The sequence below is a fragment of the Streptomyces sp. NPDC034103 genome, from assembly GCF_055575395.1.
The window spans coordinates 537,712-560,752 of the sequence record NZ_JBVISS010000001.1 but is presented as its reverse complement, the minus strand read 5'-3'; the positions used below and the strand labels follow the sequence as shown (position 1 = coordinate 560,752).

Below are 23,041 nucleotides of genomic sequence, written 5' to 3'. Positions count from 1 at the left end.
CCCGTGCGGGCCGGCCGGGGCGTCCCGGTGCGCTGACTCAGACCAGGTCGAAGCGGTCGGCGTTCGACACCTTGACCCACGCCGCGACGAAGTCCTTCACGAACTTCTCCTTCGCGTCGTCGCTCGCGTAGACCTCGGCGAGGGCGCGCAGCTCGGAGTTGGAGCCGAAGACCAGGTCGGCACGGGTGCCGGTCCACTTGACCGCGCCCGAGGCGTCACGGCCCTCGAAGTGGGTCTGGTCCTCGGAGGTCGACTTCCACTCCGTGCCCAGGTCGAGCAGGTTGACGAAGAAGTCGTTGGTGAGGACACCGGGGGTCTCGGTGAGGACACCGAGGGACGTACCGCCGTGGTTGGTGCCCAGGACGCGCAGGCCGCCGACGAGGACGGTCAGCTCGGGCGCGCTCAGGCCGAGCAGGTTCGCCTTGTCGAGCAGCAGGTACTCGGCGGGCAGGCGGTTGCCCTTGCCCTGGTAGTTGCGGAAGCCGTCCGCGGTCGGCTCGAGGGCGGCGAACGACTCGGCGTCCGTGTGCTCCTCGGTCGCGTCGACACGGCCCGGGGTGAACGGCACCTCGATGTCGTACCCGGCGTCCTTGGCGGCCTTCTCGATCGCGGCGGCACCGCCGAGGACGATCAGGTCGGCCAGCGAGACCTTCTTGCCGGCGGAGGCCGCGTCGAAGTCGGCCTGGACGCCCTCCAGGACGCGCAGGACCTGGGCCAGCTCGTCGGGCTGGTTGACCTCCCAGCCGACCTGCGGCTGGAGACGGATGCGAGCGCCGTTGGCACCGCCGCGCTTGTCACTGTTGCGGAAGGTGGACGCGGACGCCCACGCGGTCGACACCAGCTGCGAGACGGTCAGGCCCGAGGCGAGCAGCTTGGCCTTGAGCGCGGTGACATCGGCGGCGTCGATGGGCTCGCCCTCAACCTGCGGCAGCGGGTCCTGCCACAGCAGCGTCTCCGCCGGGACCTCCGGGCCGAGGTACAGGGACTTCGGGCCCAGGTCACGGTGGGTCAGCTTGTACCAGGCGCGGGCGAAGGCGTCCGCGAACTGGTCCGGGTTCTCGTGGAAGCGCTTGGAGATCTCGCCGTAGACCGGGTCGAAGCGCAGCGAGAGGTCGGTGGTCAGCATCGTGGGGCGACGCTTCTTCGACGGGTCGTGGGCGTCCGGGATGATCTCCTCGGAGTCCTTGGCCACCCACTGGTGGGCGCCGGCGGGACTCTGGGTGAGCTCCCACTCGTAGCCGAAGAGGATGTCGAAGAAATCGTTGGTCCACTGGGTCGGCTTGGTGGTCCAGGTGACCTCGAGACCGGAGGTGATGGCGTCGCCGCCCTTGCCGGTGCCGTAGGTGCTGGCCCAGCCGAGGCCCTGGGCCTCGATCGGGGCGGCCTCGGGGTCGGCGCCGACGTTGTCCGCCGGGCCGGCGCCGTGGGTCTTGCCGAAGGTGTGACCACCGGCGATGAGGGCGACGGTCTCCTCGTCGTTCATCGCCATCCGGCGGAACGTCTCACGGATGTCGCGGGCCGCGGCGAGCGGGTCCGGGTTGCCGTTGGGGCCCTCGGGGTTGACGTAGATCAGGCCCATCTGGACGGCGCCGAGCGGGCTCTCCAGCTCGCGGTCGCCGGAGTAGCGCTGGTCGTCGAGCCACGTGGTCTCGGGACCCCAGTACACGTCCTCGTCGGCCTCCCAGACGTCGGCGCGGCCGCCGGCGAAGCCGAAGGTCGTGAAGCCCATCGTCTCCAGCGCGACGTTGCCCGTGAGGATCATGAGGTCGGCCCAGGAGATGGACTGGCCGTACTTCTTCTTGACCGGCCACAGCAGACGGCGGGCCTTGTCCAGGTTGCCGTTGTCCGGCCAGCTGTTCAGCGGCGCGAAACGCTGCTGACCACGGCCGCCACCGCCGCGGCCGTCGCTGATGCGGTAGGTGCCGGCGCTGTGCCAGGCCATCCGGACCATCAGCGGGCCGTAGTTGCCGAAGTCCGCCGGCCACCAGTCCTGGGAGGTGGTCAGGACCTCGGCGATGTCCTGCTTGACGGCCGCGAGGTCGAGGTTGCCGAACGCCTCGGCGTAGTCGAAGTCCGCACCGAGCGGGTTCGCGACGACCGGGTCCTTCGCAAGGATCTTCAGGTTGAGCCGCTCCGGCCACCACTGACGGTTGCCGCCGCCCTGGGTGGGGTGTGCGGCGCGGTCGTGTGCGACCGGGCATGTGCCTTCAGCGGCGCTGTTCTCGGACATGTGGGGAAATCCTTCCGGGTGTGGTGCTCAAGCCTTGCGGGCGGTGGAACAGGTGGGGCACAGGCCCCAGTAGATGACCTCGGCCTCGTCGATCGAGAAGCCGCGGTCGTCGGAGGCGGTCAGACAGGGCGCGTGGCCGACCGCGCAGTCGACGTCGACGACCGCCGCGCACTCCCGGCAGACCAGGTGATGGTGGTTGTCGCCGACCCGGCCCTCGTACCGGGCGGGACTGCCCGGGGGCTCGATACGTCGGACGAGTCCCGCCGCGGTGAGCGCGTGGAGGGCGTCGTAGACGGCCTGCACCGAGATATGGCCGACCCGGTCCCGCACCCCGGAGGCGAGGGCGTCGACCCCGAGGTGGTCGCCTGCGCGGACGGTCTCCAGGAGTGCGACGCGGGCGGCCGTCACCCGCAGGCCGGCGCCCCGCAGGTCCTCTGCGGTGGTCGGGGGCTGCGGTGAAGTCATGGGGGCCAACCTACCCCCACAAACACGAATGGTTCAAGAAATGGATTCGTTCCAATTTTGTGCGAGGTCGCGTGACCCGGCGTTCGCCTGCCGTTCGCCAGGGGGTAGGGAGGCGGGGTGTGTCAGTAGACGTCCCGTACGTACCGCTTCGTCGAGGCCAGCTGCTTCACGTAGGCCGCCGCCTCCTGCTCGCCCAGCCCGCCGTGCGCGACCGCGATGTCCCTCAGCGCCCGGTCCACGTCCTTGGCCATCCGGGAGGCGTCGCCGCAGACATAGAAGTGGGCGCCGTCCTGGAGCCACCGCCACAGCTCGGGGCCGTGCTCGCGCATCCGGTCCTGGACATAGACCTTCTGGCGCTGGTCGCGGGAGAAGGCGGTGTCGAGGCGGGCGAGCGTGCCCTCGTCGAGCAGCTCGGTCAGCTCCTGCTCGTAGTAGAAGTCGCTGGCCCGGTGCTGTTCCCCGAAGAACAGCCAGTTCGGCGCCCGGTGCCCGAGCGCGCGCCGCTCCTGGAGGAAGCCCACGAAGGGCGCGACGCCGGTGCCGGGCCCGACCATCACCATCGGCGTCGAGGGATCGGCGGGCGGCCGGAAGTGCGGGGAGGCCTGCACGAAGACCGGCACCTCGGTGCCCGGCCCGGCGTCCGCGAGGAACGGGGAGCAGACCCCGCCGCGCGGGATGCCGCGCAGGTTCTCGTACCGCACCACCGAGACGGTCAGCGAGACCAGGTGCGGGTCGACGAGCGGGCTGGACGATATGGAGTACAGGCGCGGCTGGAGTTTCCTCAGCACCCCGGCCCAGTCCCGGGCGTCCGCCCGCACCGGGTGCTCGGCGATCACGTCGACCGCCTGGCGGCCCCAACTCCACTGCGCCAGACCGTCCTTGTTGTCGGGCCGCAGCAGCTTGCGCAACTCCCGCCCGTCCCGGACCCGTTCGGCGACGAACCGCAGCAGGTCGGGCGTGACGCGGGTGATGTCGAGATGCCGGTGCAGGGCCTCACCGAAGGGCACCTCCCCGACGCCGGCGACCGTCACGGCGGCCGACCCGTCGACGCCGGTCATCGCCAGCCACTCCTCCACCAGGGCGGAGGAGTTGACCGGCCGCACCCCGAGCGCGTCCCCGGCCTCGTACGACAGGCCGGTCCCGCTGGTGTCGAAGGTGAACCGCCGGACCTCCTTGCCCGCGCCGGGCAGGCTGAGCAGCCGGTTGCCGACCAACCGGCCGGTGGTGGGCGCGGGTCGGGGCGCGCGGGCGGGCCTGGCCGGGGCCCGGACCGGCGCGGGTGCGCCGCCCAGCGCGGACAGCACCTCGTCCAGCCAGGCGTCCGCGGTCGGTTCGTAGTCCGGCTCGCAGTCCGTGCGCGGCGCCAGCCGCACCCCGCCCAGCTCGTCGAGGCGGGCGTCGAGCCGGCGCCCGTGGCCGCAGAAGTCGTCGTACGAGGAGTCGCCGAGGGCCAGCACGGAGTAGCGCACCCCGTCCAGGCGCGGGGCCTGCTCGGCGGCGAGCCGGTCCCAGAAGCCCGAGCCGTTGTCGGGGGCGTCGCCGTCGCCGAAGGTGCTGGTGATCAGCAGCAGGTCGGCGCCGGTCGGCAGGGTGCCGGGGTCGGTGTCGTCCATGCCGACCAGCACCGGTCGGTGCCCGCTCGCGGAGAGCCGGTCGGCCACGGCGCCGGCGAAGCCCTCCGCGTTCCCGGTCTGCGAGGCCCACAGCACGACCACCTCACGGCCGGGCTGGGGTCGGGGGTCCGGCGTCGTCCGCGAGTACATGCCGGCGAGGACGCCGTTGACCCACAGCGCGTGCTCGGCGCTGAAGGGCGCGTCCGGCGGGAGGACCGGGACGCCGGGGGCGCCGGAGTCGATGCCCGCGAGGAAGCCGGTGAGATACAGGCGCTCCTGCGCGGTCAGGACGGGCGGCGGGGCCGGGTCGAGCCCGAAGGGATCGGCGGCGGGGATCACCGAGGTCGGGACGACGACCTCGGGCGCGGGCAGGGCGGCCGGTGCGGGAGCCGGTGCCGAGGAGACCCGGGTCAGGGACACCGCGCACACCTTGAACTCGGGCTGGAAGGAGATCGGGTCCACGGCGTCGCTGGTCACCGCGTTGACGCAGCGGTACTCCCCGAACAGGTCGTTCCAGTGGAACGGCGCGAAACAGCAGCCCGGCCGCACCCGGTCCGTCAGCACCGCGGGCAGCACCGCCCGCCCCCGCCGCGAGGCGACCTCCACCCCGTCGCCCTCGGCGATCCCCAGCCGCCGCGCGTCCTCGGGATGCAGCTCCACGAACGGCCCGGGGTTCAGCTTGTTGAGCTTGGCCACCTTCCCGGTCTTGGTCAGCGTGTGCCACTGGTGCTGCACCCGCCCGGTGTTCAGGACGAACGGGAAGTCGTCGTCCGGCAGTTCCGCGGGCGGCAGATGCGGCCGCGCGTGGAAGACGGCCCGCCCGCTCGGGGTCGGGAACCGGAGCGTGCCGTCGGTGACGTACCGGATCGGGTTGCGGGCGGGCCCGGTCTCCTCGGCGGCCGGCCACTGCACGGGCGTGGAGCGCAGCCGTGCGTAGCTCACCCCGCGCAGATCCCACCCCGTGACGGGGTTCCAGGCGCGCCGGATCTCCTCGAACACTTGCTCGGCACTGTCGTAGGAGAAGCCCTTCTCGTACCCCATCTCCCGGGCGACGGCCGCGATGATCCGCCAGTCCGCCATCGCCTCGCCGGGCGGGTCGGCGACCTGGCGGGTCAGGGTGAGGTCGCGCTCGCTGTTGACGAAGACGCCCTCGCCCTCGGTCCACAGCGCGCCGGGGAGCACGACGTCGGCGTAGGCGTTGGTCTCCGTCTCGGTGAAGACGTCCTGGGTGACGACGAACTCGGCCGCCTCCAGGCCCTCGATGACGGTGCGGCGGCCCGCGACCGAGGCGACGGGGTTGGTGCAGATGATCCAGCAGGCCTTGATCTCGCCGTCGGCCATCTTCCGGAACATCTCGACGGTGCCCTTGCCGACGCCGTCCTTGCGCAGGGTCCCCTCCGGCAGTTCCCACAGGTCCTCGACGAACTCCCGCTCGGCGTCGACGAGCACGGACCGCTGGCCGGGCAGCCCCGGGCCCATGTAACCCATCTCGCGGCCGCCCATGGCGTTGGGCTGACCGGTCAGGGAGAACGGGCCGCTGCCGGGGCGGCAGATGGCTCCCGTGGCGAGGTGCAGGTTGACCAGGGCGTTGGTGTTCCAGGTGCCGTGCGTGGACTGGTTCAGGCCCATCGTCCACAGGCTCGTCCACTCACCGGCCTCCCCGATCAGCCGGGCGGCCTCGCGGAGGTCGTCCTCGGCGAGACCGGTGATCTCGGCGACGGAGGCGGGCGCGGAGTCGGCGAGGAACTCCGGCATCGCCTCCCAGCCCTCGGTGTGGGCCTCGATGAAGGCGGGGTCGGTGTGCCCGTTCTCGACGAGCAGGTGCAGCAGGCCGTTGAGGAGAGCGAGGTCGGTCCCCGGCCTGACCTGGAGGAACAGATCGGCTTTGGCGGCCGTCGCGGTACGCCGCGGGTCGACCACGATCAGCTTGGCGCCCGCCTTGACCCGCTCCATCATCCGCAGGAACAGGATCGGGTGGCAGTCGGCCGTGTTCGACCCGATGACGAGGAAGACATCGGCCCGGTCGAGGTCGTCGTACGACCCGGGCGGCCCGTCGGCGCCCAGCGACAGCTTGTAACCGGCACCCGCACTCGCCATGCACAGCCGGGAGTTGGACTCGATCTGGTTGGTGCGGACGAAACCCTTGGCGAGCTTGTTGGCGAGGTACTGCGCCTCCAGGCTCATCTGGCCGGACACGTAGAAGGCGACGGCGTCCGGCCCGTGCTCGTCGATGATCGCCCGCAGCCGCCGCGCGGTCTCCGCGATCGCGTCGGCGACGGGCACCGGCATCGGCTCCTCGCCCCGGTCGTCCCGGACCAGCGCGGTGGTCAGCCGTCCCGGCGCGGAGAGCATGTCGGCGGTGGTGGCCCCCTTGGTGCACAGCCGCCCCGCGTTCGCCGGGTGCGCCTTGTCCCCGGTGGCCTTCAGGACCGTACGCCGCCCGTCGGGCCCCATCCCGACGTCCAGCACGATGCCGCAACCCACTCCGCAGTACGAGCAGACCGAGCGCACCTGGGACGTGGCAGTGGTGGGGGTCACACGGGGCCCTTCTTCGGCGGTCGGTCGTGGTCGAGAGCGTACGAATCGCCCATTACGCCGATGTCACATGGCTCGATCATGAGGAGTTACGTCGGCCACACAGCCGCCCGGGGCCCGATGTGAGGGAACGGGGCTGTCGCGGTCCGTGTCGCTGTTGGGCCGAACGGGTGACTTGGCGTAAGAATTGGCTGGTGCAGGCAATGAAGGCGAGCGAGTCCGGGGGGAACCGGTGAACAGGTACGACGTCACCGACGAACAGTGGGAAGGGCTCGCCCAGGTCGTTCCGTTGCGTGGCCGGGACGCCTGGCCGTCCGCGGTGGACCATCGGGTGCCGCCGGAAGCGGTGACGGAACCCCGCCGCCGCTTCGTCGTCCTCAGGGTCAACGTCTTCGGCGACGCCCGCGAGGTCGCCGAGACCCTGATGGCCGGCATCCCGGTCCTGCTCGACCTCACCAGCGCGGAGGGCGAGGTCGCCAAGCGGGTCCTCGACTTCAGCACCGGTGTCGTCTTCGGCCTGGGCAGCGGCATGCACCGCGTCGACCGCAACGTCTTCCTGCTGACCCCGCCCGGCATGGAGGTCAGCGGCCTGATGGAGACGGCGGGGGCGCCCGGACTCTGAGCCCGGTCCCCCGATCGTGGGAAGCCCGGTCGGCGGAACGGTTCGCCTGACAGGCGGAGTTCTACGGTCCGGATATGGCCGTGCACCCAGCGTCAGAGGCGTCCGTGTCCGCCGAGCCCCGCGGCGCTCACGAAGAGCATCAGGATCACCAACGGCATCAGGATCACGAACGGCATCAGGATCACGAAGGGCATCAGGATCACGAAGGGCATCAGGTGCCCTCTCCGCGGCTCCCGGTGGACGCGGCGACCCGGTCGAGCCGCCCCCACCTCAGCGAACTGCGTCTGGCGGCCTTCGCCGTCCACCGCCGCGTCCGGTTGCCCCTCGGCCCGTGCACGCTCCTGGTCGGCCCCAGCGGGTCCGGCAAGACGAGCGCGCTGCGCGCGTACGAGGCGCTGGCCCGGCTCGGCGCGGGCGGCGAGGTCGGGGAGGTGTTCCCGGACCCCGGGGCCTGCGTGCCGCACGGGGCGCGCCCCGACGCCGGACTGCGGCGGGGCTTCCACATCGGATGCACGGCCGACGGGCCCGAGGGGCCGGTGCGACTCGACGTCGCGGTGCAGGCCGAGCCCGAACTGCGGATCGTGGGGGAGCGGTTGACGGCGGACGGAGTCGTCCTGCTGGAGACCGCGCTGCGCGACCCCTCGCGGCGCGCGGTGCAGGCCGCCTGGCACACCGCCGGGTCCGCCGCGGTGACCCGCGCCCCGCTCCCCGACGACCGGCTCGGCACCGCGCTGCTCCCGTTGCGCGTGGCGGGCAAGACCGACGGCCAGCGCCGGGTGCTCGCCGCCGCCGAGCAGATGGTCGTCGCCCTGCGGTCCGTGTTCGCCTGTGACCCCCGGCCCGACCGGATGCGCGCGCCCGTCCCCACCGGCTCCGGCCGTCTCCTCGGCGGCTGCGACAACCTCGCCGACGTGGTGTTCCGCACCCGCGCCGAATGCGTCCGCCGCCATGCGCAGTTCGTCGCCGCGGTCGACGCCGGGTGCGCGGGAACCGTGACCGGGGTACGCGCCGAACTCCTCGGCGACGGCACGGTCCGCGCGGTCCTCGACCGCGGCGCTGGCGGGCGTGCGGTGTCGGGGCGGCCCGGCGACGGCGGCGGTACGACGCTGGCACGGCTCGGCGACGGCGAGTTGAGGTACCTCGCGCTCGCCCTCGTGCTGTTCACCGGACCCGGGGTGCTGGAGGTCGACCCGGTCGGTGAGGTGCCCGCGGCGATGCAGACGCTCACCGTGCTCGCCGACGGCTTCGACCGGCGACTGGACCCGCGGCAACGGGACGAACTCCTGCGGCTCGCGGCCCGGATGTGCGACCGCGGGCACATCCGGCTGCTCGGCACGGTGACCGACGCGTCCTGGGCGGCGCGGACCGAGGGGGTCACGGTGGTACACCTGGACGCGTGACAGACCCTCTCGATGTGCCGAAACTCCAGCGCAGGCTGGCCGAGTTCGCGGCGGCGCGGAACTGGCAGCCGTACCACACCCCCAAGAACCTCGTCGCCGCGCTCAGCGTGGAGGCCTCCGAACTGGTCGAGATCTTCCAGTGGTTGACGCCGGAGGAGTCGGCCCGGGTGATGGACGACGCCGACACCGCGCACCGCGTCACGGACGAGGTCGCCGACGTCCTCGCCTATCTGCTCCAGCTCTGCGAGGTGCTGGGCATCGACCCGTTGGCGGCCCTGGACGCGAAGATCGACCGGAACGAGCGGAGGTTCCCGGCGCCGTAGGGGTGCCTGGGGGAGGTTTGAGCGGGCCTGTGGGGAGGGCGGACCGGGTCCGCGGGGAGGCTGGGCGGGCCGGCGGGAGGACGGGAGGAGTGGACCGGGTCCGCGAGGGGAGGGCGGACCGGGCCCGCGGGGGGAGCGGCTCGATCCGTTTTCACTCTCCGCAGTCAAAATCCGGCCCGAAATCGATTTGTTGTCCGCAGATTTCCCTCTTCCTCTGGCTTTTCTCCCCGTCGACCCTCACTCTGGGTAGTGGACAACGGAGTTCGGGCGGCGGACAGGGGCGGCGCATGGATGCGGTGCGGCTCATAGTGACGAGCAGGCGTGCGCTCGCGGCGAGTGGCGCGGTGCCTCAGATCCTGACGGAGGTCTGGCAGGCGCAGGCCCTGGCCCAGGCGATAGGCAGCAGACTGGCGGTCTCCGGCCCGCCCCGACTCCGGGGCGAGGCACTGGGGTTGACCGAACTGGCGGGCAGAGGCTGCGGTGTCCTGGACACCCCCGAACTGGCGACGGACGACCTGCGCGCCGCCCAGCTCACCGAACTGGGCGGCGCCCGCCAGGTCCTGCTCTGCCTCGGCGGCCTGCTCGGCGAGGTCGGCATCGCCCTGGTCGGCCTGGCCTGCGCAGCGGACGACGAGGGCGCCTACTGGCAGTGCATGGAAGCGATCGACGCGGCCGACGAAGCACGCGACCGCGTCCTGGAGATGCTCAACAAACTGGCCGACCAAGACCAGGCGTTCCCCGAACGGGAGGCGGGCTGAACCCACGAGGGGAGCGGGTGGCGATGCCCCTCCGGCACCCCGCCATCGCGGCGTCCCGGCCCTGGCCTCCTGGCGCCCTGGCCTCCGGGCGCCCCGGCGTCCCGCCGCCCCGGCACCTTGGCGCCCCGGCCTCCCCGCGCCCCCGCCTCAGCGCACCTCGTTCTCCTCCGCGGTCCGCCCCGCCGACTGCAGGTCCGCGTCCAGGGCGGAGAGGTCCGCGTTGAGAGCCGCCATCAGTTCCTCCATCTGTTGCAGCAGCCCCTTGGGCTGACCAGCGGGCCCGGCACCCTGCTGCGGGACGGATTCTTCGGACAAGACGGCCTCCTCGGCCCAGGCCCCCACCGGAGGCCGACACGGGTGACGCTCGGCGCTGACCGGCCGGCGCGGGCGCCGGTCGGTCCGGCTCCGGTCGAGCAACGATCATCACCTTCACCGGGTCACTGGCCCGGGCAGCCCCCGTGCGCCGCGTTGACGCAATTTCACTCGACCGGGCAGGGGCCGGACGGCAGGGGCGGACGGGGTCGACCGGCACGGCAGCGTGCAGGATGGAGGTATGGATCTTCGCATCTTCACCGAGCCCCAGCAGGGCGCCACCTACGACACCCTTCTCGCCGTCGCCAAGGCCACGGAAGATCTCGGGTTCGACGCCTTCTTCCGGTCGGACCACTACCTCAAGATGGGCTCCGGCGACGGACTGCCCGGCCCCACCGACGCCTGGATCACCCTCGCCGGCCTCGCCCGTGAGACCAAGCGCATCCGCCTCGGCACCCTGATGACCGCCGGCACCTTCCGGCTCCCCGGCGTGCTCGCCATCCAGGTCGCCCAGATCGACCAGATGTCCGGCGGCCGCGTCGAACTGGGCCTGGGCGCGGGCTGGTTCGAGGAGGAGCACAAGGCGTACGGCATCCCCTTCCCCAAGGAGAAGTTCGGCCGCCTGGAGGAGCAGCTGGAGATCGTCACGGGCCTGTGGGGGACCAAGGCCGGGGACACCTTCGACTTCCACGGCACGTACTACGACCTCACCGACTCGCCCGCGCTGCCCAAGCCCGTCCAGGACCGGATCCCGGTCCTCGTCGGCGGCCACGGCCCCTCCCGCACCCCGCGGTTGGCGGCCCGCTTCGCCAGTGAGTTCAACATGCCCTTCGGGTCCGTCGAGGACTCCCGGCGTCAGTTCGGCCGGGTGCGCGCCGCCGCGGAGGAGGCCGGCCGCAGGGGAGACGAACTGACGTACTCCAACGCCCTGGTCGTCTGTGTCGGCAAGGACGACGAGGAGGTCGCCCGCCGCGCCGCCGCGATCGGCCGCGAGGTGCCCGAGCTGAAGGCCAACGGTCTCGCCGGTTCCCCGGCCGAGGTCGTCGACAAGATCGGCCGTTACGCCGAGATCGGCTCCAGCCGGATCTACCTCCAGCTCCTCGACCTGCACGACCTGGACCACCTGGAGCTCATCTCCTCACAGGTGCAGTCGCAGCTGGCGTGACGCCGCACGACGACCGCCCGGCGGACCGCGCCCCACGGCCCGGTCCGCCGGACCGTCCGTGCGGGCTCGCCGCCGCCCTCACGGACAGGGGGCGGCCCGGTCGGCCGGAGGCAGGTGCCCGTTCCCCGGCGCCGTGGCCGCCACCGCTCGGTAGACCTCCAGCGGCGACCGCGGCGCCCGCCCCAACAGCGCCCGCAGCGCGTTCTCCGCGATGCCGGCGCCGTCCAGGAACCCGCCGGCGATCGCCGAGTACGTCCCCACCAGCATCGGCACCTGATACGGCAGCGCCGCACCGCCCGCGATGATCGCCTCGCGCGTCGCACCCAGCGTGCCCGGGGTGTACACGCCCCCGACCGCCGCCGCCAACTCCGCACCCCCGATGGCCTGTTCGCCGACGAGCTCGTACACCCGCCCGGCATGCTCCCGCGGCGCGCTCACCACCCGGGCCGCCACCGCCGCGAGGTCGGCGCGCGCGACGGCGGCCAGCCGGCCCGCACCGAGCGGGGCCGCGATCGTCCCGTCGGGCGCCGGGGCGGCGATGTCCGCGAGGAACTCGGCGTACAGGCCGTTGCGCAGGACCGTCCAGGCGAGCGGGGAGCGCCGCAGGCGTCGTTCGGTCCAGCGGTGGGCCAGCGCGTAGGGCAGGTGGTCGCCGTCCCCGCTGAGGCTCGTGTAGACGAGGTGCCCCACCCCCGCCCGCTCGGCCGCCGTGATCGCCGCCTCGTGCCGTGCGATGACCACGTCGTCCTCCCCGTACCCGGCGGAGATCAGCAGCAGTGTGTCCACGCCCGTGAAGTCGAGCGAGCCCGGGTCGTCGAAGTCCACGCGCCGCTCGGCCGCCGAACGCGGCGTGCGGCTGCCGAGGACCACGTCGTCCCGCCCCGCCAGTCCGGCCGCCACGAGCCGTCCGAGCGCGCCGCCCGCACCGGTCACCAGAATCATCGGAATTCCCCCTCCTGAGCTGTGTGTTCCCATCATGGGAAGCAGATCCGGATCACATAAGGAGGCACATTGATGTCAGCAGGGCACACCGCGGTAACCACCCCCGCCGCCGCCGCCGCCGCCGCCGCCACCACCACCACCGCACCGCGCACGCCGGACGTGCCGGTGATCGCGTGCGACACCCCGCAGGACGAGTGCGGCGTCCGGGACGTCCTGGACCGGCTCGGTGACAAGTGGTCGGTCTACGTGGTCGTCGAACTCGCCTCCGGCATACGGCGGTTCAAGGAGCTCCAGCGCGCGATTCCCGGGAACATCTCCCAGCGGATGCTCACCCTCACCGTGCGGCGCCTGGAACGTGACGGGCTGGTGCGGCGGACGGTGTACCCGACGGTCCCGCCCCAGGTCGAGTACGAGCTGACCGACCTGGGCCACAGCCTCACCCACCTCGTCAAGGCCCTCGCCGACTGGTCGATCGCCCATCGCCCGGCCATCGCCGCGGCTCGCGAGACCTGGGACGCCGCCGACGTCGTCCAGGGGCGATAAATCGAGAGTGCGTACGGGGCGGCCCAGGGTACGTTGAGCGGGCCCATCACCTTGCAGAACGGCGAGAAGCCGCAGCTCAGAAGGATCCCAGAGGTGTAATCACCGTGTTCCTCACGATCAGTACCACCGGCACCCTCGAACGCCCGGCGACCGACCTCGGCTTCCTGCTCCACAAGCATCCCGAGAAGGCGCAGACGTTCTCCACGTCCTACGGCACCGCGCACGTCCTCTACCCCGAGGCCGACGCCGAGCGCTGCACGGCGGCGCTGCTGCTGGAGGTCGACGCGGTGGCACTGGTCCGGCGGGGCAAGGGCAAGGGCCGCGGCGGCGCCCCCGACGCGGCGCTCGCGCAGTACGTCAACGACCGGCCCTACGCCGCGTCCTCGCTGCTCGCCGTCGCGCTCAGCGCGGTGTTCTCCAGCGCCATGCGCGGCGTGTGCAACGCCCGCCCGGAGCGGGCCGCACAGCCGCTGCCCCTGCGCATCGAGGTGCCCGCGCTGCCCGCCCGGGGCGGTTCCGACCTCGTGCGCAAGCTGTTCGAGCCGCTCGGCTGGGCGGTCACCTCCGAACCGGTCGCACTGGACGCGCGGTTCCCCGAGTGGGGGGACTCGCGGTACGTCGGGCTCGTCCTGGAGTCGGAGCGCCTGACCCTCGCGGAGGCCCTGCGCCACCTCTACGTCCTGCTCCCGGTCCTCGACGACGCCAAGCACTACTGGGTCGCCTCCGACGAGGTCGACAAGCTGCTGCGCGCCGGTGAGGGCTGGCTGCCCGACCACCCCGAGCAGAAGCTGATCACCAGCCGCTACCTCTCGCGCCGCTGGTCCCTCACCCGCGCCGCCATGGAACGCCTGGAGCTGGTCCGGCTGGCCGAGGCCGACGACAGCGAGGTCGAGGAGATCGACAACGCCGTCGAGGCGGAGACCGAGGACGAGGAGAGGCCGACCCCGCTCGCCGTGCAGCGCCGGGACGCCATCATCGCCGCCCTCCAGGCCTCCGGCGCCGCCCGCGTGCTCGACCTCGGCTGCGGACAGGGCCAGTTGGTGCAGGCGCTGCTCAAGGACGTGCGGTTCACCGAGATCGTGGGCGTCGACGTGTCGATGCGGGCTCTCACCATCGCCTCCCGGCGGCTGAAGCTGGACCGCATGGGGGAGCGGATGGCCTCCCGCGTCCAGCTCCTCCAGGGCTCGCTGGCCTACACCGACAAGCGGCTCAAGGGATATGACGCCGCCGTGCTCAGCGAGGTCATCGAGCACCTCGACCTGCCCCGGCTGCCGGCCCTGGAGTACGCGGTGTTCGGCGCGGCCCGTCCCCGCACGGTCCTGGTGACCACCCCGAACGTCGAGTACAACGTCCGCTGGGAGTCCCTCCCGGCCGGCCACGTCCGGCACGGCGACCACCGCTTCGAGTGGACCCGGCAGGAGTTCCGGACCTGGGCGTCCTCGGTGGCCGAACGGCACGGCTACGACGTGGAGTTCGTACCTGTGGGACCCGACGACCCGGAGGTGGGCCCGCCCACCCAGATGGCCGTGTTCGTGATCAGGACCGAGAAGGAGGCGAAGGCGGCATGACCGAGAACCTGACCAAGGGGCGTGTCCTGCCCGTCACCGACCTCTCCCTCGTCGTCCTCGTCGGCGCCTCGGGCTCGGGCAAGTCCACCTTCGCCCGCCGGCACTTCAAGACCACCGAGGTCATCTCCTCCGACTTCTGCCGGGGCCTGGTCTCCGACGACGAGAACGACCAGAGCGCGACCCGGGACGCCTTCGACGTGCTCCACTACATCGCCGGCAAGCGGCTCGCCGCGGGCCGCCGCACGGTCGTCGACGCCACCAGCGTGCAGTCGGACTCCCGGCGGCAGCTGATCGACCTGGCCAAGCAGCACGACGTCCTGCCCATCGCCATCGTGCTCGACGTGCCGGAGGAGGTGTGCGCCGAGCGCAACGCGGGCCGCACCGACCGCGCCGACATGCCGGTCCGGGTCATCAAGCGCCACATCCGCGAACTCCGCCGCTCGATCCGGCACCTGGAGCGCGAGGGCTTCCGGAAGGTGCACGTCCTGCGGGGCGTGGAGGAGGTCGAGAACGCCACCGTCGTCACCGAGAAGCGCTTCAACGACCTCACCCACCTCACCGGCCCGTTCGACATCGTCGGCGACATCCACGGCTGCTCGTCCGAACTGGAGTCGCTGCTCGGCACGTTGGGTTACGTCGACGGCGTGCACCCCGAGGGCCGTACCGCGGTCTTCGTCGGCGACCTCGTCGACCGCGGCCCGGACAGCCCGGGCGTGCTGCGCCGCGTGATGTCGATGGTCAGGTCGGGCAACGCCCTGTGCGTGCCGGGCAACCACGAGAACAAGTACGGCCGTTACCTCAAGGGCCGCAAGGTCCAGCACACCCACGGCCTGGCCGAGACCATCGAGCAGATGGAGAGCGTCTCGGACGAGTTCCGGGCCGAGGTGCGGGAGTTCATCGACGGGCTGGTCAGCCACTACGTCCTGGACGGCGGCAAGCTGGTCGTCTGCCACGCCGGACTGCCGGAGAAGTACCACGGCCGCACCTCCGGCCGGGTCCGCTCGCACGCGCTGTACGGCGACACCACCGGCGAGACGGACGAGTTCGGGCTGCCGGTGCGCTACCCGTGGGCCGAGGACTACCGGGGCCGGGCGGCGGTCGTCTACGGCCACACCCCGGTCCCGGAGGCGACCTGGCTGAACAACACCATCTGCCTGGACACCGGTGCCGTCTTCGGCGGCAAGCTCACCGCTCTGCGCTACCCGGAGCGGGAGCTGGTCGACGTACCGGCGGAGCGGGTCTGGTACGAGCCGGTGAAGCCGCTGAAGGCGGAGGCGCCGGGCGGCCACGACGGCCGGCCGCTGGACCTGGCGGACGTGCGGGGCCGACGGGTCGTGGAGACCCGGCACCAGGGGCGGGTCGCGATCCGCGAGGAGAACGCGGCCGCCGCCCTGGAGGTCATGAGCCGTTTCGCGGTGGACCCGCGACTGCTGCCGTACCTCCCGCCGACGATGGCCCCGACCGCGACCAGCCACATCGACGGCTACCTGGAGCACCCGGCCGAGGCGTTCCGGCAGTACGCCGAGGACGGGGTCGCCCGGGTCGTGTGCGAGGAGAAGCACATGGGTTCGCGGGCGGTGGCCCTGGTCTGCCGCGACGCGGAGACGGCACGCACGCGCTTCGGCGTCGGGGGCACCGCCCCCGCGAACGAGGCCGGGAGCGGGGGAGGCCCGACGGGCTCCCTCTACACCCGCACCGGCCGCCCGTTCTTCGACGACGCGTCGGTGACCGAGGAGATCCTCGGCCGGATCCGGGCGGCGGCCGACGAGGCGGGCCTGTGGGCGGAGTTGGACACCGACTGGCTGCTGCTCGACGCCGAGCTGATGCCGTGGTCGCTGAAGGCGTCGGGGCTGCTGCGCTCGCAGTACGCGGCGGTCGGCGCCGCGTCCGCCGCGGTGTTCCCCGGTGCGCTGGCCGCGCTGGAGGGCGCGGCGGAGCGCGGCGTGGACGTGACGGACCTGCTCGGGCGCCAGCGTGAACGCGCCGCGGACGCCGAGGCGTTCACCGAGGCGTACCGGCGGTACTGCTGGACGACCGACGGCCTCGACGGCGTACGCCTGGCCCCCTTCCAGGTCCTCGCGGTCCAGGGCCGCAACCTCGCGTCGCTGCCGCACGACCGGCAACTGGCGCTGCTGGACCGCCTGGTGGAGCACGACGGCACCGGCCTGCTCCAGACCACCCGTCGCCTCTACGTCGACACGGCCGACCCCGAGTCGGTCCAGGCGGGCGTCGACTGGTGGCTGGAGATGACCGGCCGCGGCGGCGAGGGCATGGTCGTCAAGCCGCTGGGCGCGGTCGTGCGCAGCGCCGAGGGCCGTCTGGTGCAGCCCGGCATCAAGTGCCGTGGCCGCGAGTACCTCCGGATCATCTACGGCCCGGAGTACACCCGACCGGACAACCTGACGCGGCTGCGCCAGCGCTTCCTCAACCACAAGCGCTCCCTCGCGATCCGCGAGTACGCGCTCGGCCTGGAGGCCCTGGACCGCCTGGCCGAGGGTGAACCGCTGTGGCGGGTCCACGAGGCGGTGTTCGGAGTGCTGGCGCTGGAGTCGGAGCCGGTGGACCCGCGGCTGTGACGGTCAGCCGACCAGTCGCAGGCGTTCCCGGCTCACGCCGACCCGCACGGTCTGGCCCCAGGTCAGTTCCAGGGCGTCCGACTCCATGCCGTCCCCGAAGGCGATCAGCCGCTCGGACTCGACGGTGAGACGCAGGGCGGACCCCGCCGGGAGTTCGCCGGCCACCCGTGTAGTGCCGGTGGCCGGCGACGGCCAGGCCTCGCGGACGAACCACAGGAGGCGGTCGTCGGTGGGGCGGGGCAGGGGCAGCCCGCTGCTGCGTTCCTGCCAGACCGACCGCACCCACCCCGTCGCGCCCGTGCCCGTGCCCACCAGCACGCCCGAGGAGGCCTGGGCCTCGACGGCACCCCCGTCGTCGTCGAGGCCCAGGCGGTAGCGGGCGGTCTGGTGGCCGGGGGCGCCCAGGTAGATCTCGTTGAGGGCGACCAGGCGCTGTGTGTCGTCGGCGACGGCCTCGACCATGGTGAGTTCCTCGGCCGCCGATCCGGTGGCCCTCAGCAGGGCGGCCGTGTCCGAGGGGCGGTGCCGGACCAGGACCCCCGGGTTGCGGCCGGGGTCGGCGTCGATGCCGAGCACCGGCTGGCCGGAGAGGTACTTGGCGACGTTCGCCACCAGTCCGTCCTGGCCGACCACGACCACCACGTCCTCCGGGGCGAACAGGAAACGGTCCAAGTCCGCCCGCTCGACCCGGGACTGACGCCAGGTCAGGGGGATCGCCGACGTCACCTCCGCCAGCGCCGCGCGGGTACGGCGGTGGCGTGCGGCGACCTCCTCGATGTCCCGGCCGCGCGAGGAGAGGAAGAACGCGGCCTGGCCGTGGGTGCCGTGGTGGGCCACCAACTCCTCGTACTCCGTGGTGCGGTGGACGAGGACGACCCGCGGGGCGAGGCTCATCCCGGATCCCGCGTGCCCAGCTTGGCCAGCAGGCCGGTGAGGACGTCGGGGGAGAGCGTGAGGCTGTCGATCCTCGGCAGGTTCTCCGCCAGCCGGGTCGCGGTGAGCGCGTGCAGAACCGCCACGTCCACGTCGGTGTGCACCTGGAGCCAGGCCTTCTGGGCCTGGGCCCGTGCCTGGCCCAGCTCTCGCGCGCCCTCGGCCTCGGCGCGGGCCAGCCGCACGGACCGCTCGGCCTCGGCCTCGGCGAGCTTCAGCGACCGCGCCGCCTCCGCACCGGCCCGGACCGCGTCGGCCGCCGCGTGCTCCTCCGCCTCCCGCCGGGCGTTGGTGCCGCGCTGCTCGACCAACTGCTCCTCGCGCCGGGCGAGTTCGATCTGGCTGGCCAGTTCGTTCTCGGCGATGGTCCGCTCCCGCTCGACCGCCACCGCGCGCCGCTCGTAGGTCGCCCGGTCCGCCTCCTGCTGGATCTGTTCGCGGGCGGGTGTCCGCAGGGCTCGTTCCACGTCCGGTTCGGGGCGCAGGGCGACCACGCGGACCGCCACCACCTCGATGCCGGTGGCGGGCAGCCGCGGTTCCGTCGCGAGGCCCGCCGCCACCCGTTCCCGTACCGCCGCCACCCCGTCGACCAGCGCCGACGCCAGGGTCGTACGGGCGAGGACGTCCAGCGCGTGCTGCTGGGCCGTCTCGGTCAGCAGGGTGCCGAGCTGCTCCAGCGGGGTGCCGCGCCAGGCGCCGGTGTCCGGGTCGACGGAGAAGTCCATGCGCGCTGCGGCGAGCGCCGGGTCGCTGATCCGGTAGGTCACCGTCGCCTGCACCGTCACGTCCTGGAAGTCGGAGGTGCGGGCGTGGAAGGTCATCGCCAACTCCCGGTCGTCGACCGGGACTTCGGAGAGCGCGGCGGTCAGTGCCCGGAACCAGAAGCTCAGGCCCGGTCCGTCGTGCAGCAGCTTTCCGCCGCGGTGGTGCCGGATGTGCGCCGTGGGCGCTCCGCGCAGATGGCGCCAGCCCAGGCGCCGGGTGATGTCGGCCACGAGACCCCCTCTTTTCGTCTTGAAGACGATAACCGTGGGGCGCGTTTATCGTCAAGGGGACGAATATGCGAAGTGGGTCAAGGAGGGGATGAAGACGGTCTTCGGTGGTCAGGATGGAGGCATGGGATTCCATGTCGACTCCGAGGCCGGGCGGCTGCGCCGCGTCATCCTGCACCGGCCGGATCTCGAGCTCAAAAGGCTCACCCCCAGCAACAAGGACGCGCTCCTCTTCGACGACCTGCTCTGGGTGCGCCGGGCGCGCGCCGAGCACGACGGCTTCGCGGACGTGCTGCGCGACCGCGGGGTCGCCGTCCACCTCTTCGGCGACCTGCTCACCGAGGCCCTGGCGATCCCGGCGGCCCGCACCCTCGTCCTGGACCGGGTCTTCGACGAGAAGGAGTACGGCGTCCTGGCCACCGACCACCTCCGTGCCGCCTTCGAGTCACTGCCCGCCCCCGAGCTCGCCGAGGCGCTGGTCGGCGGCATGACCAAGAGGGAGTTCCTGGAGGCCCACGAGGAACCGGTCTCCGTCCGCTTCCATGTCATGGACCTGGACGAGTTCCTGCTCGCCCCCCTGCCCAACCACCTGTTCACCCGCGACACCTCCGCCTGGATCTACGACGGCGTCTGCGTCAACGCGATGCGCTGGCCGGCCCGGCAGCGGGAGACCGTGCACTTCGAGGCGATCTACCGGCACCACCCGCTCTTCCGTGACGAGACGTTCCGGGTGTGGAGCGAGGGGCAGTCCGACTACCCGTCCACCATCGAGGGCGGCGACGTCCTCGTCATCGGCAACGGCGCCGTCCTGATCGGCATGAGCGAACGGACCACCCCCCAGGCCGTGGAGATGCTCGCGCACAAGCTGTTCGCCGCCGGCTCCGCGCAGACGATCGTGGCGCTCGACATGCCCAAGCGCCGCGCCTTCATGCACCTCGACACCGTGATGACGATGGTCGACGGCGACACCTTCACCCAGTACGCCGGGCTCGGCATGCTCCGGTCGTACACCATCGAACCGGGCGTCGGCGACAAGGAGTTGAAGGTCACCGACCATCCGCCGGAGCACATGCACCGCGCGATCGCCGCCGCCCTCGGGCTCAGCGAGATCCGCGTGCTGACCGCCACCCAGGACGTGCACGCCGCCGAGCGCGAGCAGTGGGACGACGGCTGCAACGTCCTCGCCGTCGAGCCCGGTGTCGTCGTCGCCTACGAGCGCAACTCCACCACCAACACCCATCTGCGCAAGCAGGGCATCGAGGTCATCGAGATCCCCGGCAGTGAGCTGGGGCGGGGGAGGGGCGGGCCGCGCTGTATGAGCTGCCCGGTCGAACGTGAGGCCGTATAGCCGCACACTCTGCCGCATATAAATGCCGAGCGTCGTATAGACTTCCAGGAGTATCTGTCACCCGCATCTCTGGAGCGCCCGCATGGCGACCGTCCCGACCGCCCTCGCCGGGCGCCACTTCCTCAAGGAGCTCGACTTCACCGAGCAGGAGTTCCTCGCTCTGGTCGAGCTGTCCGCGCACCTGAAGGCCGCGAAGAAGGCCGGGACCGAGACCCAGTACCTGCGCGGCAAGAACATCGCGCTGATCTTCGAGAAGACCTCGACGCGCACCCGCTGCGCGTTCGAGGTCGCGGCGGCGGACCAGGGCGCCTCGACGACGTATCTCGATCCGTCGGGCTCGCAGATCGGCCACAAGGAGTCCGTACGGGACACCGCGCGCGTGCTCGGTCGGATGTTCGATGCCATCGAGTACCGCGGGGACAGCCAGCAGAAGGTGGAGGAGCTCGCCGCGTACGCCGGCGTGCCCGTCTACAACGGTCTCACCGACGACTGGCACCCCACCCAGATGCTCGCCGACGTGCTGACGATGACCGAGCACAGCAGCAAGAACCTGGTCGACGACGGGTTCGTTCTCGCCTACCTCGGCGACGCCCGCTTCAACATGGGCAACTCCTACCTGATCACCGGCGCCCTGCTCGGCATGGACGTCCGGATCGTCGCCCCGAAGTCCTACTGGCCTGCCCAGGAGATCGTCGAGCGCGCCCGCGGGCTCGCCGCGGACAGCGGGGCCGTCATCACGCTCACCGAGTCCGTGGCGGAGGGTGTGCGCGGCGCCGACTTCGTGGCGACCGACGTCTGGGTCTCCATGGGCGAGCCCAAGGAGGTCTGGGACGAGCGGATCGCCGCCCTCGCCCCGTACGCCGTGACCATGGACGTCCTGCGGGCGACGGGCAACCCGGACGTCAAGTTCCTGCACTGCCTCCCGGCCTTCCACGACCTCGGCACCAAGGTCGGCCAGGAGATCCACGACTCCCACGGCCTGGAGAGCCTGGAGGTCACGGACGAGGTCTTCGAGTCCGCCCACTCCGTCGTCTTCGACGAGGCGGAGAACCGGATGCACACGATCAAGGCCGTGCTGGTGGCGACGCTGGCCTGACGGTCACGCCGGCCGCAACCGCGGGGGCCTTGCCGGCAGCCTGAACCACACCGCCTTGCCCGACTCCGTGGGCCGGTGCCCGCAGGACGAGCTCAGCGTCCGGATCAGCAGCAGCCCCCGCCCGTGCTCCTGCCAGGGGTCCGGCTCCACGTCGGCCGGGCGGGTCAGATCGCCCGGCGGCGCCGGGTCCGGGTCGTGCACCTCGACCTGGCAGCCGCTCGGCAGCAGCTCGACGACCAGCTCTATGGGTGCGTCCCCGGCGGTGTGCTCCACGGCGTTCGCGACCAGCTCGGCCGTCAGCAGCTCCGCGGTGTCGCAGTCCGCCCCGTGCTTCAACTCGGCCAGCGCCGTGCGCACCAGTGCACGGGCGACGGGTACGGCCGCTGCGGAGTGCGGCAGCGCGATGCGCCAGGAGGCGGAGGCGGAGGGGCGATCTTGCAAGGCGGTTCCGTTCATGAGCAGGCTGTCCTGCTTTCAACCGTATGAATGGTACGGCGCCGTCGGCAGAGGCGTCCGACGGGCACCGCGGGGGACCTTCGGCCCCGTTGACGGGCGGCTTACCCCGCACAACGCCCTGCCTCGCGCGGCTGCTCCCGCCGTAGCCGCTCTGTCGACGAGCCGTGACGGATGTGACGGGACCAGGTCACATCCGGACGGTGAGACCAGCCCTCGTGTTATCGCGCACTCGTGACGACAGTCAAAGATGAGTGATAGCTTCGAGGGGTAGAGCGTGGGATCGCGCACCTTGTCCGTGTACGAGGAGGCCGCACCGCATGAGTCCCTTCACCGGCTCCGCCGCCCGCACCGCCCGCTGGGAACACCTGCGCGTGGAGATCACGGCCGGCGTCGCCACCGTCACCCTCGCCCGCCCCGACAGACTCAACGCCCTCACCTTCGGCGCCTACGCCGACCTGCGCGACCTCCTCGCCGAGCTGTCCCGGGAACGCTCGGTGCGCGCCCTGGTGCTGGCCGGCGAGGGCCGCGGCTTCTGCTCCGGCGGCGACGTCGACGAGATCATCGGCGCGACCCTCGCCATGGACACCGCCCAGCTCCTCGACTTCAACCGGATGACCGGGCAGGTCGTGCGGGCGGTACGGGAGTGCCCGTTCCCGGTGATCGCCGCGGTGCACGGGGTCGCGGCGGGCGCGGGGGCGGTACTGGCCCTCGCCGCGGACTTCCGGGTGGCCGACCCGACGGCCCGGTTCGCGTTCCTCTTCACCCGGGTGGGGCTGTCCGGCGGGGACATGGGCGCCGCGTACCTGCTGCCCCGGGTGGTGGGACTCGGCCACGCCACCCGCCTGCTGATGCTGGGCGAGCCGGTGCGGGCGCCGGAAGCGGAACGCATCGGCCTGGTCAGCGAGCTGACGGACGAGGGCGAGGCGGACAAGGCGGCCCAGGCGCTGGCTCGCCGCCTGGCGGACGGCCCGGCATTGGCGTACGCCCAGACCAAGGCCCTGCTGACGGCGGAGCTGGACATGCCGCTGGCGGCGAGCGTGGAACTGGACGCGTCCACGCAGGCGTTGCTGATGAACGGGGAGGACTACGCCGAGTTCCACAAGGCGTTCACGGAGAAAAGGCCTCCCACATGGCAGGGACGGTGACCGTGACGCCGTCAGGGGC

At 72.1% G+C, this 23,041-nt stretch carries 19 protein-coding genes; 11 read left to right on the top strand and 8 right to left on the bottom strand.

The genetic code is table 11. The annotated features are described in order from the left end of the window. Positions 1 to 37 precede the first annotated feature (37 nt). The 3 genes from katG to ACZ56U_RS02440 all read right to left on the bottom strand — a co-directional run bounded on the left by katG (position 38) and on the right by ACZ56U_RS02440 (position 6,846). Positions 38 to 2,230 carry a catalase/peroxidase HPI gene (katG, locus tag ACZ56U_RS02450; protein WP_469082157.1) on the bottom strand — a complete coding sequence of 731 codons (2,193 nt, stop codon included), beginning with the start codon at positions 2,228 to 2,230 and terminating at the stop codon, positions 38 to 40. Positions 2,231 to 2,257: 27 nt separating this feature from the next. Beyond that, positions 2,258 to 2,695 carry a Fur family transcriptional regulator gene (locus ACZ56U_RS02445; RefSeq protein ID WP_391233758.1) on the bottom strand — a complete coding sequence of 146 codons (438 nt, stop codon included), beginning with the start codon at positions 2,693 to 2,695 and terminating at the stop codon, positions 2,258 to 2,260. A 122-nt stretch (positions 2,696 to 2,817) separates the two neighbouring features. Continuing rightward, positions 2,818 to 6,846, bottom strand: coding sequence for a molybdopterin-dependent oxidoreductase (locus tag ACZ56U_RS02440; protein WP_469082156.1), 4,029 nt, complete (start codon positions 6,844 to 6,846; stop codon positions 2,818 to 2,820). A 229-nt stretch (positions 6,847 to 7,075) separates the two neighbouring features. On the opposite strand from ACZ56U_RS02440, the gene ACZ56U_RS02435 reads away from it, so the two are divergent. From ACZ56U_RS02435 to ACZ56U_RS02420, 4 genes are all read left to right on the top strand, one after another. Continuing rightward, positions 7,076 to 7,465, top strand: a complete 390-nt coding sequence (locus ACZ56U_RS02435) for a cell division protein SepF (protein ID WP_469082155.1) — start codon at positions 7,076 to 7,078, stop codon at positions 7,463 to 7,465. Between the two features lie 215 nt (positions 7,466 to 7,680). Then, positions 7,681 to 8,865 carry an AAA family ATPase gene (locus tag ACZ56U_RS02430; protein ID WP_469082154.1) on the top strand — a complete coding sequence of 395 codons (1,185 nt, stop codon included), beginning with the start codon at positions 7,681 to 7,683 and terminating at the stop codon, positions 8,863 to 8,865. Further along, a complete protein-coding gene (locus tag ACZ56U_RS02425) occupies positions 8,862 to 9,188 on the top strand; it encodes a nucleotide pyrophosphohydrolase (protein WP_469082153.1) in 327 nt (108 codons plus the stop codon). The genes ACZ56U_RS02430 and ACZ56U_RS02425 overlap by 4 nt, the downstream gene beginning before the upstream one ends. 287 nt (positions 9,189 to 9,475) lie before the next feature. Then, on the top strand, positions 9,476 to 9,946 hold the full coding sequence (locus ACZ56U_RS02420) for a DUF6099 family protein (protein WP_469082152.1): 471 nt from the start codon (positions 9,476 to 9,478) through the stop codon (positions 9,944 to 9,946). Between the two features lie 147 nt (positions 9,947 to 10,093). Here ACZ56U_RS02420 and ACZ56U_RS02415 read toward each other — a convergent pair whose 3' ends face one another. After that, complete coding sequence (locus ACZ56U_RS02415) at positions 10,094 to 10,261, bottom strand: hypothetical protein (protein ID WP_469082151.1); 168 nt, start codon at positions 10,259 to 10,261, stop codon at positions 10,094 to 10,096. Between the two features lie 238 nt (positions 10,262 to 10,499). Here ACZ56U_RS02415 and ACZ56U_RS02410 point away from each other — a divergent pair, with 238 nt between their 5' ends. Beyond that, positions 10,500 to 11,423: an LLM class F420-dependent oxidoreductase gene (locus ACZ56U_RS02410; RefSeq protein ID WP_469082150.1), complete on the top strand. Its 924-nt coding sequence runs from the start codon at positions 10,500 to 10,502 to the stop codon at positions 11,421 to 11,423. 78 nt (positions 11,424 to 11,501) lie between these two features. On the opposite strand, the gene ACZ56U_RS02405 is transcribed toward ACZ56U_RS02410, so the two are convergent. Then, complete coding sequence (locus ACZ56U_RS02405; protein ID WP_469082149.1) at positions 11,502 to 12,365, bottom strand: NAD(P)H-binding protein; 864 nt, start codon at positions 12,363 to 12,365, stop codon at positions 11,502 to 11,504. A 72-nt stretch (positions 12,366 to 12,437) separates the two neighbouring features. Between ACZ56U_RS02405 and ACZ56U_RS02400 the strand changes: the two genes are divergently transcribed. The 3 genes from ACZ56U_RS02400 to ACZ56U_RS02390 all read left to right on the top strand — a co-directional run bounded on the left by ACZ56U_RS02400 (position 12,438) and on the right by ACZ56U_RS02390 (position 17,052). Then, complete coding sequence (locus ACZ56U_RS02400; RefSeq protein WP_469082148.1) at positions 12,438 to 12,908, top strand: winged helix-turn-helix transcriptional regulator; 471 nt, start codon at positions 12,438 to 12,440, stop codon at positions 12,906 to 12,908. 104 nt (positions 12,909 to 13,012) lie between these two features. Further along, positions 13,013 to 14,476, top strand: coding sequence for a 3' terminal RNA ribose 2'-O-methyltransferase Hen1 (locus ACZ56U_RS02395; protein WP_469082147.1), 1,464 nt, complete (start codon positions 13,013 to 13,015; stop codon positions 14,474 to 14,476). Next, the gene (locus tag ACZ56U_RS02390) at positions 14,473 to 17,052 is read left to right on the top strand and encodes a polynucleotide kinase-phosphatase (protein ID WP_469082146.1); all 2,580 of its coding nucleotides are present in this window, start codon (positions 14,473 to 14,475) and stop codon (positions 17,050 to 17,052) included. The genes ACZ56U_RS02395 and ACZ56U_RS02390 overlap by 4 nt, the downstream gene beginning before the upstream one ends. 3 nt (positions 17,053 to 17,055) lie before the next feature. Here ACZ56U_RS02390 and ACZ56U_RS02385 read toward each other — a convergent pair whose 3' ends face one another. Together ACZ56U_RS02385 and ACZ56U_RS02380 are read right to left on the bottom strand one after the other, a co-directional pair. After that, complete coding sequence (locus tag ACZ56U_RS02385) at positions 17,056 to 17,946, bottom strand: NAD(+)/NADH kinase (RefSeq protein WP_469082145.1); 891 nt, start codon at positions 17,944 to 17,946, stop codon at positions 17,056 to 17,058. Then, positions 17,943 to 18,980: an SPFH domain-containing protein gene (locus ACZ56U_RS02380; RefSeq protein WP_469082144.1), complete on the bottom strand. Its 1,038-nt coding sequence runs from the start codon at positions 18,978 to 18,980 to the stop codon at positions 17,943 to 17,945. Before ACZ56U_RS02380 ends, ACZ56U_RS02385 begins: the two co-directional genes overlap by 4 nt. A 121-nt stretch (positions 18,981 to 19,101) precedes the next feature. Here ACZ56U_RS02380 and ACZ56U_RS02375 point away from each other — a divergent pair, with 121 nt between their 5' ends. Next, positions 19,102 to 20,325 carry an arginine deiminase gene (locus tag ACZ56U_RS02375; protein WP_469082143.1) on the top strand — a complete coding sequence of 408 codons (1,224 nt, stop codon included), beginning with the start codon at positions 19,102 to 19,104 and terminating at the stop codon, positions 20,323 to 20,325. Positions 20,326 to 20,407: 82 nt separating this feature from the next. Further along, the gene (gene argF / locus ACZ56U_RS02370) at positions 20,408 to 21,421 is read left to right on the top strand and encodes an ornithine carbamoyltransferase (protein WP_469082142.1); all 1,014 of its coding nucleotides are present in this window, start codon (positions 20,408 to 20,410) and stop codon (positions 21,419 to 21,421) included. Positions 21,422 to 21,424: 3 nt separating this feature from the next. On the opposite strand, the gene ACZ56U_RS02365 is transcribed toward argF, so the two are convergent. Further along, entirely contained in the window at positions 21,425 to 21,877 is a 453-nt protein-coding gene (locus ACZ56U_RS02365; protein WP_469082141.1) for an ATP-binding protein, read from the bottom strand. Positions 21,878 to 22,194: 317 nt separating this feature from the next. On the opposite strand from ACZ56U_RS02365, the gene ACZ56U_RS02360 reads away from it, so the two are divergent. Then, on the top strand, positions 22,195 to 23,022 hold the full coding sequence (locus tag ACZ56U_RS02360) for an enoyl-CoA hydratase family protein (protein ID WP_469082140.1): 828 nt from the start codon (positions 22,195 to 22,197) through the stop codon (positions 23,020 to 23,022). Positions 23,023 to 23,041: the final 19 nt, after the last annotated feature.

What these genes read in the sequence shown, in the direction of transcription:
- katG (WP_469082157.1), bottom strand. Translation starts at nt 2,230, where the DNA reads ATGTCCGAGAACAGCGCCGCTGAAGGCACATGCCCGGTCGCACACGAC.
- ACZ56U_RS02445 (WP_391233758.1), bottom strand. Translation starts at nt 2,695, where the DNA reads ATGACTTCACCGCAGCCCCCGACCACCGCAGAGGACCTGCGGGGCGCC.
- ACZ56U_RS02420 (WP_469082152.1), top strand. Translation starts at nt 9,476, where the DNA reads ATGGATGCGGTGCGGCTCATAGTGACGAGCAGGCGTGCGCTCGCGGCG.
- ACZ56U_RS02410 (WP_469082150.1), top strand. Translation starts at nt 10,500, where the DNA reads ATGGATCTTCGCATCTTCACCGAGCCCCAGCAGGGCGCCACCTACGAC.
- ACZ56U_RS02405 (WP_469082149.1), bottom strand. Translation starts at nt 12,365, where the DNA reads ATGATTCTGGTGACCGGTGCGGGCGGCGCGCTCGGACGGCTCGTGGCG.
- ACZ56U_RS02400 (WP_469082148.1), top strand. Translation starts at nt 12,438, where the DNA reads ATGTCAGCAGGGCACACCGCGGTAACCACCCCCGCCGCCGCCGCCGCC.
- ACZ56U_RS02390 (WP_469082146.1), top strand. Translation starts at nt 14,473, where the DNA reads ATGACCGAGAACCTGACCAAGGGGCGTGTCCTGCCCGTCACCGACCTC.
- ACZ56U_RS02385 (WP_469082145.1), bottom strand. Translation starts at nt 17,946, where the DNA reads ATGAGCCTCGCCCCGCGGGTCGTCCTCGTCCACCGCACCACGGAGTAC.
- ACZ56U_RS02375 (WP_469082143.1), top strand. Translation starts at nt 19,102, where the DNA reads ATGGGATTCCATGTCGACTCCGAGGCCGGGCGGCTGCGCCGCGTCATC.
- argF (WP_469082142.1), top strand. Translation starts at nt 20,408, where the DNA reads ATGGCGACCGTCCCGACCGCCCTCGCCGGGCGCCACTTCCTCAAGGAG.
- ACZ56U_RS02365 (WP_469082141.1), bottom strand. Translation starts at nt 21,877, where the DNA reads ATGAACGGAACCGCCTTGCAAGATCGCCCCTCCGCCTCCGCCTCCTGG.
- ACZ56U_RS02360 (WP_469082140.1), top strand. Translation starts at nt 22,195, where the DNA reads ATGAGTCCCTTCACCGGCTCCGCCGCCCGCACCGCCCGCTGGGAACAC.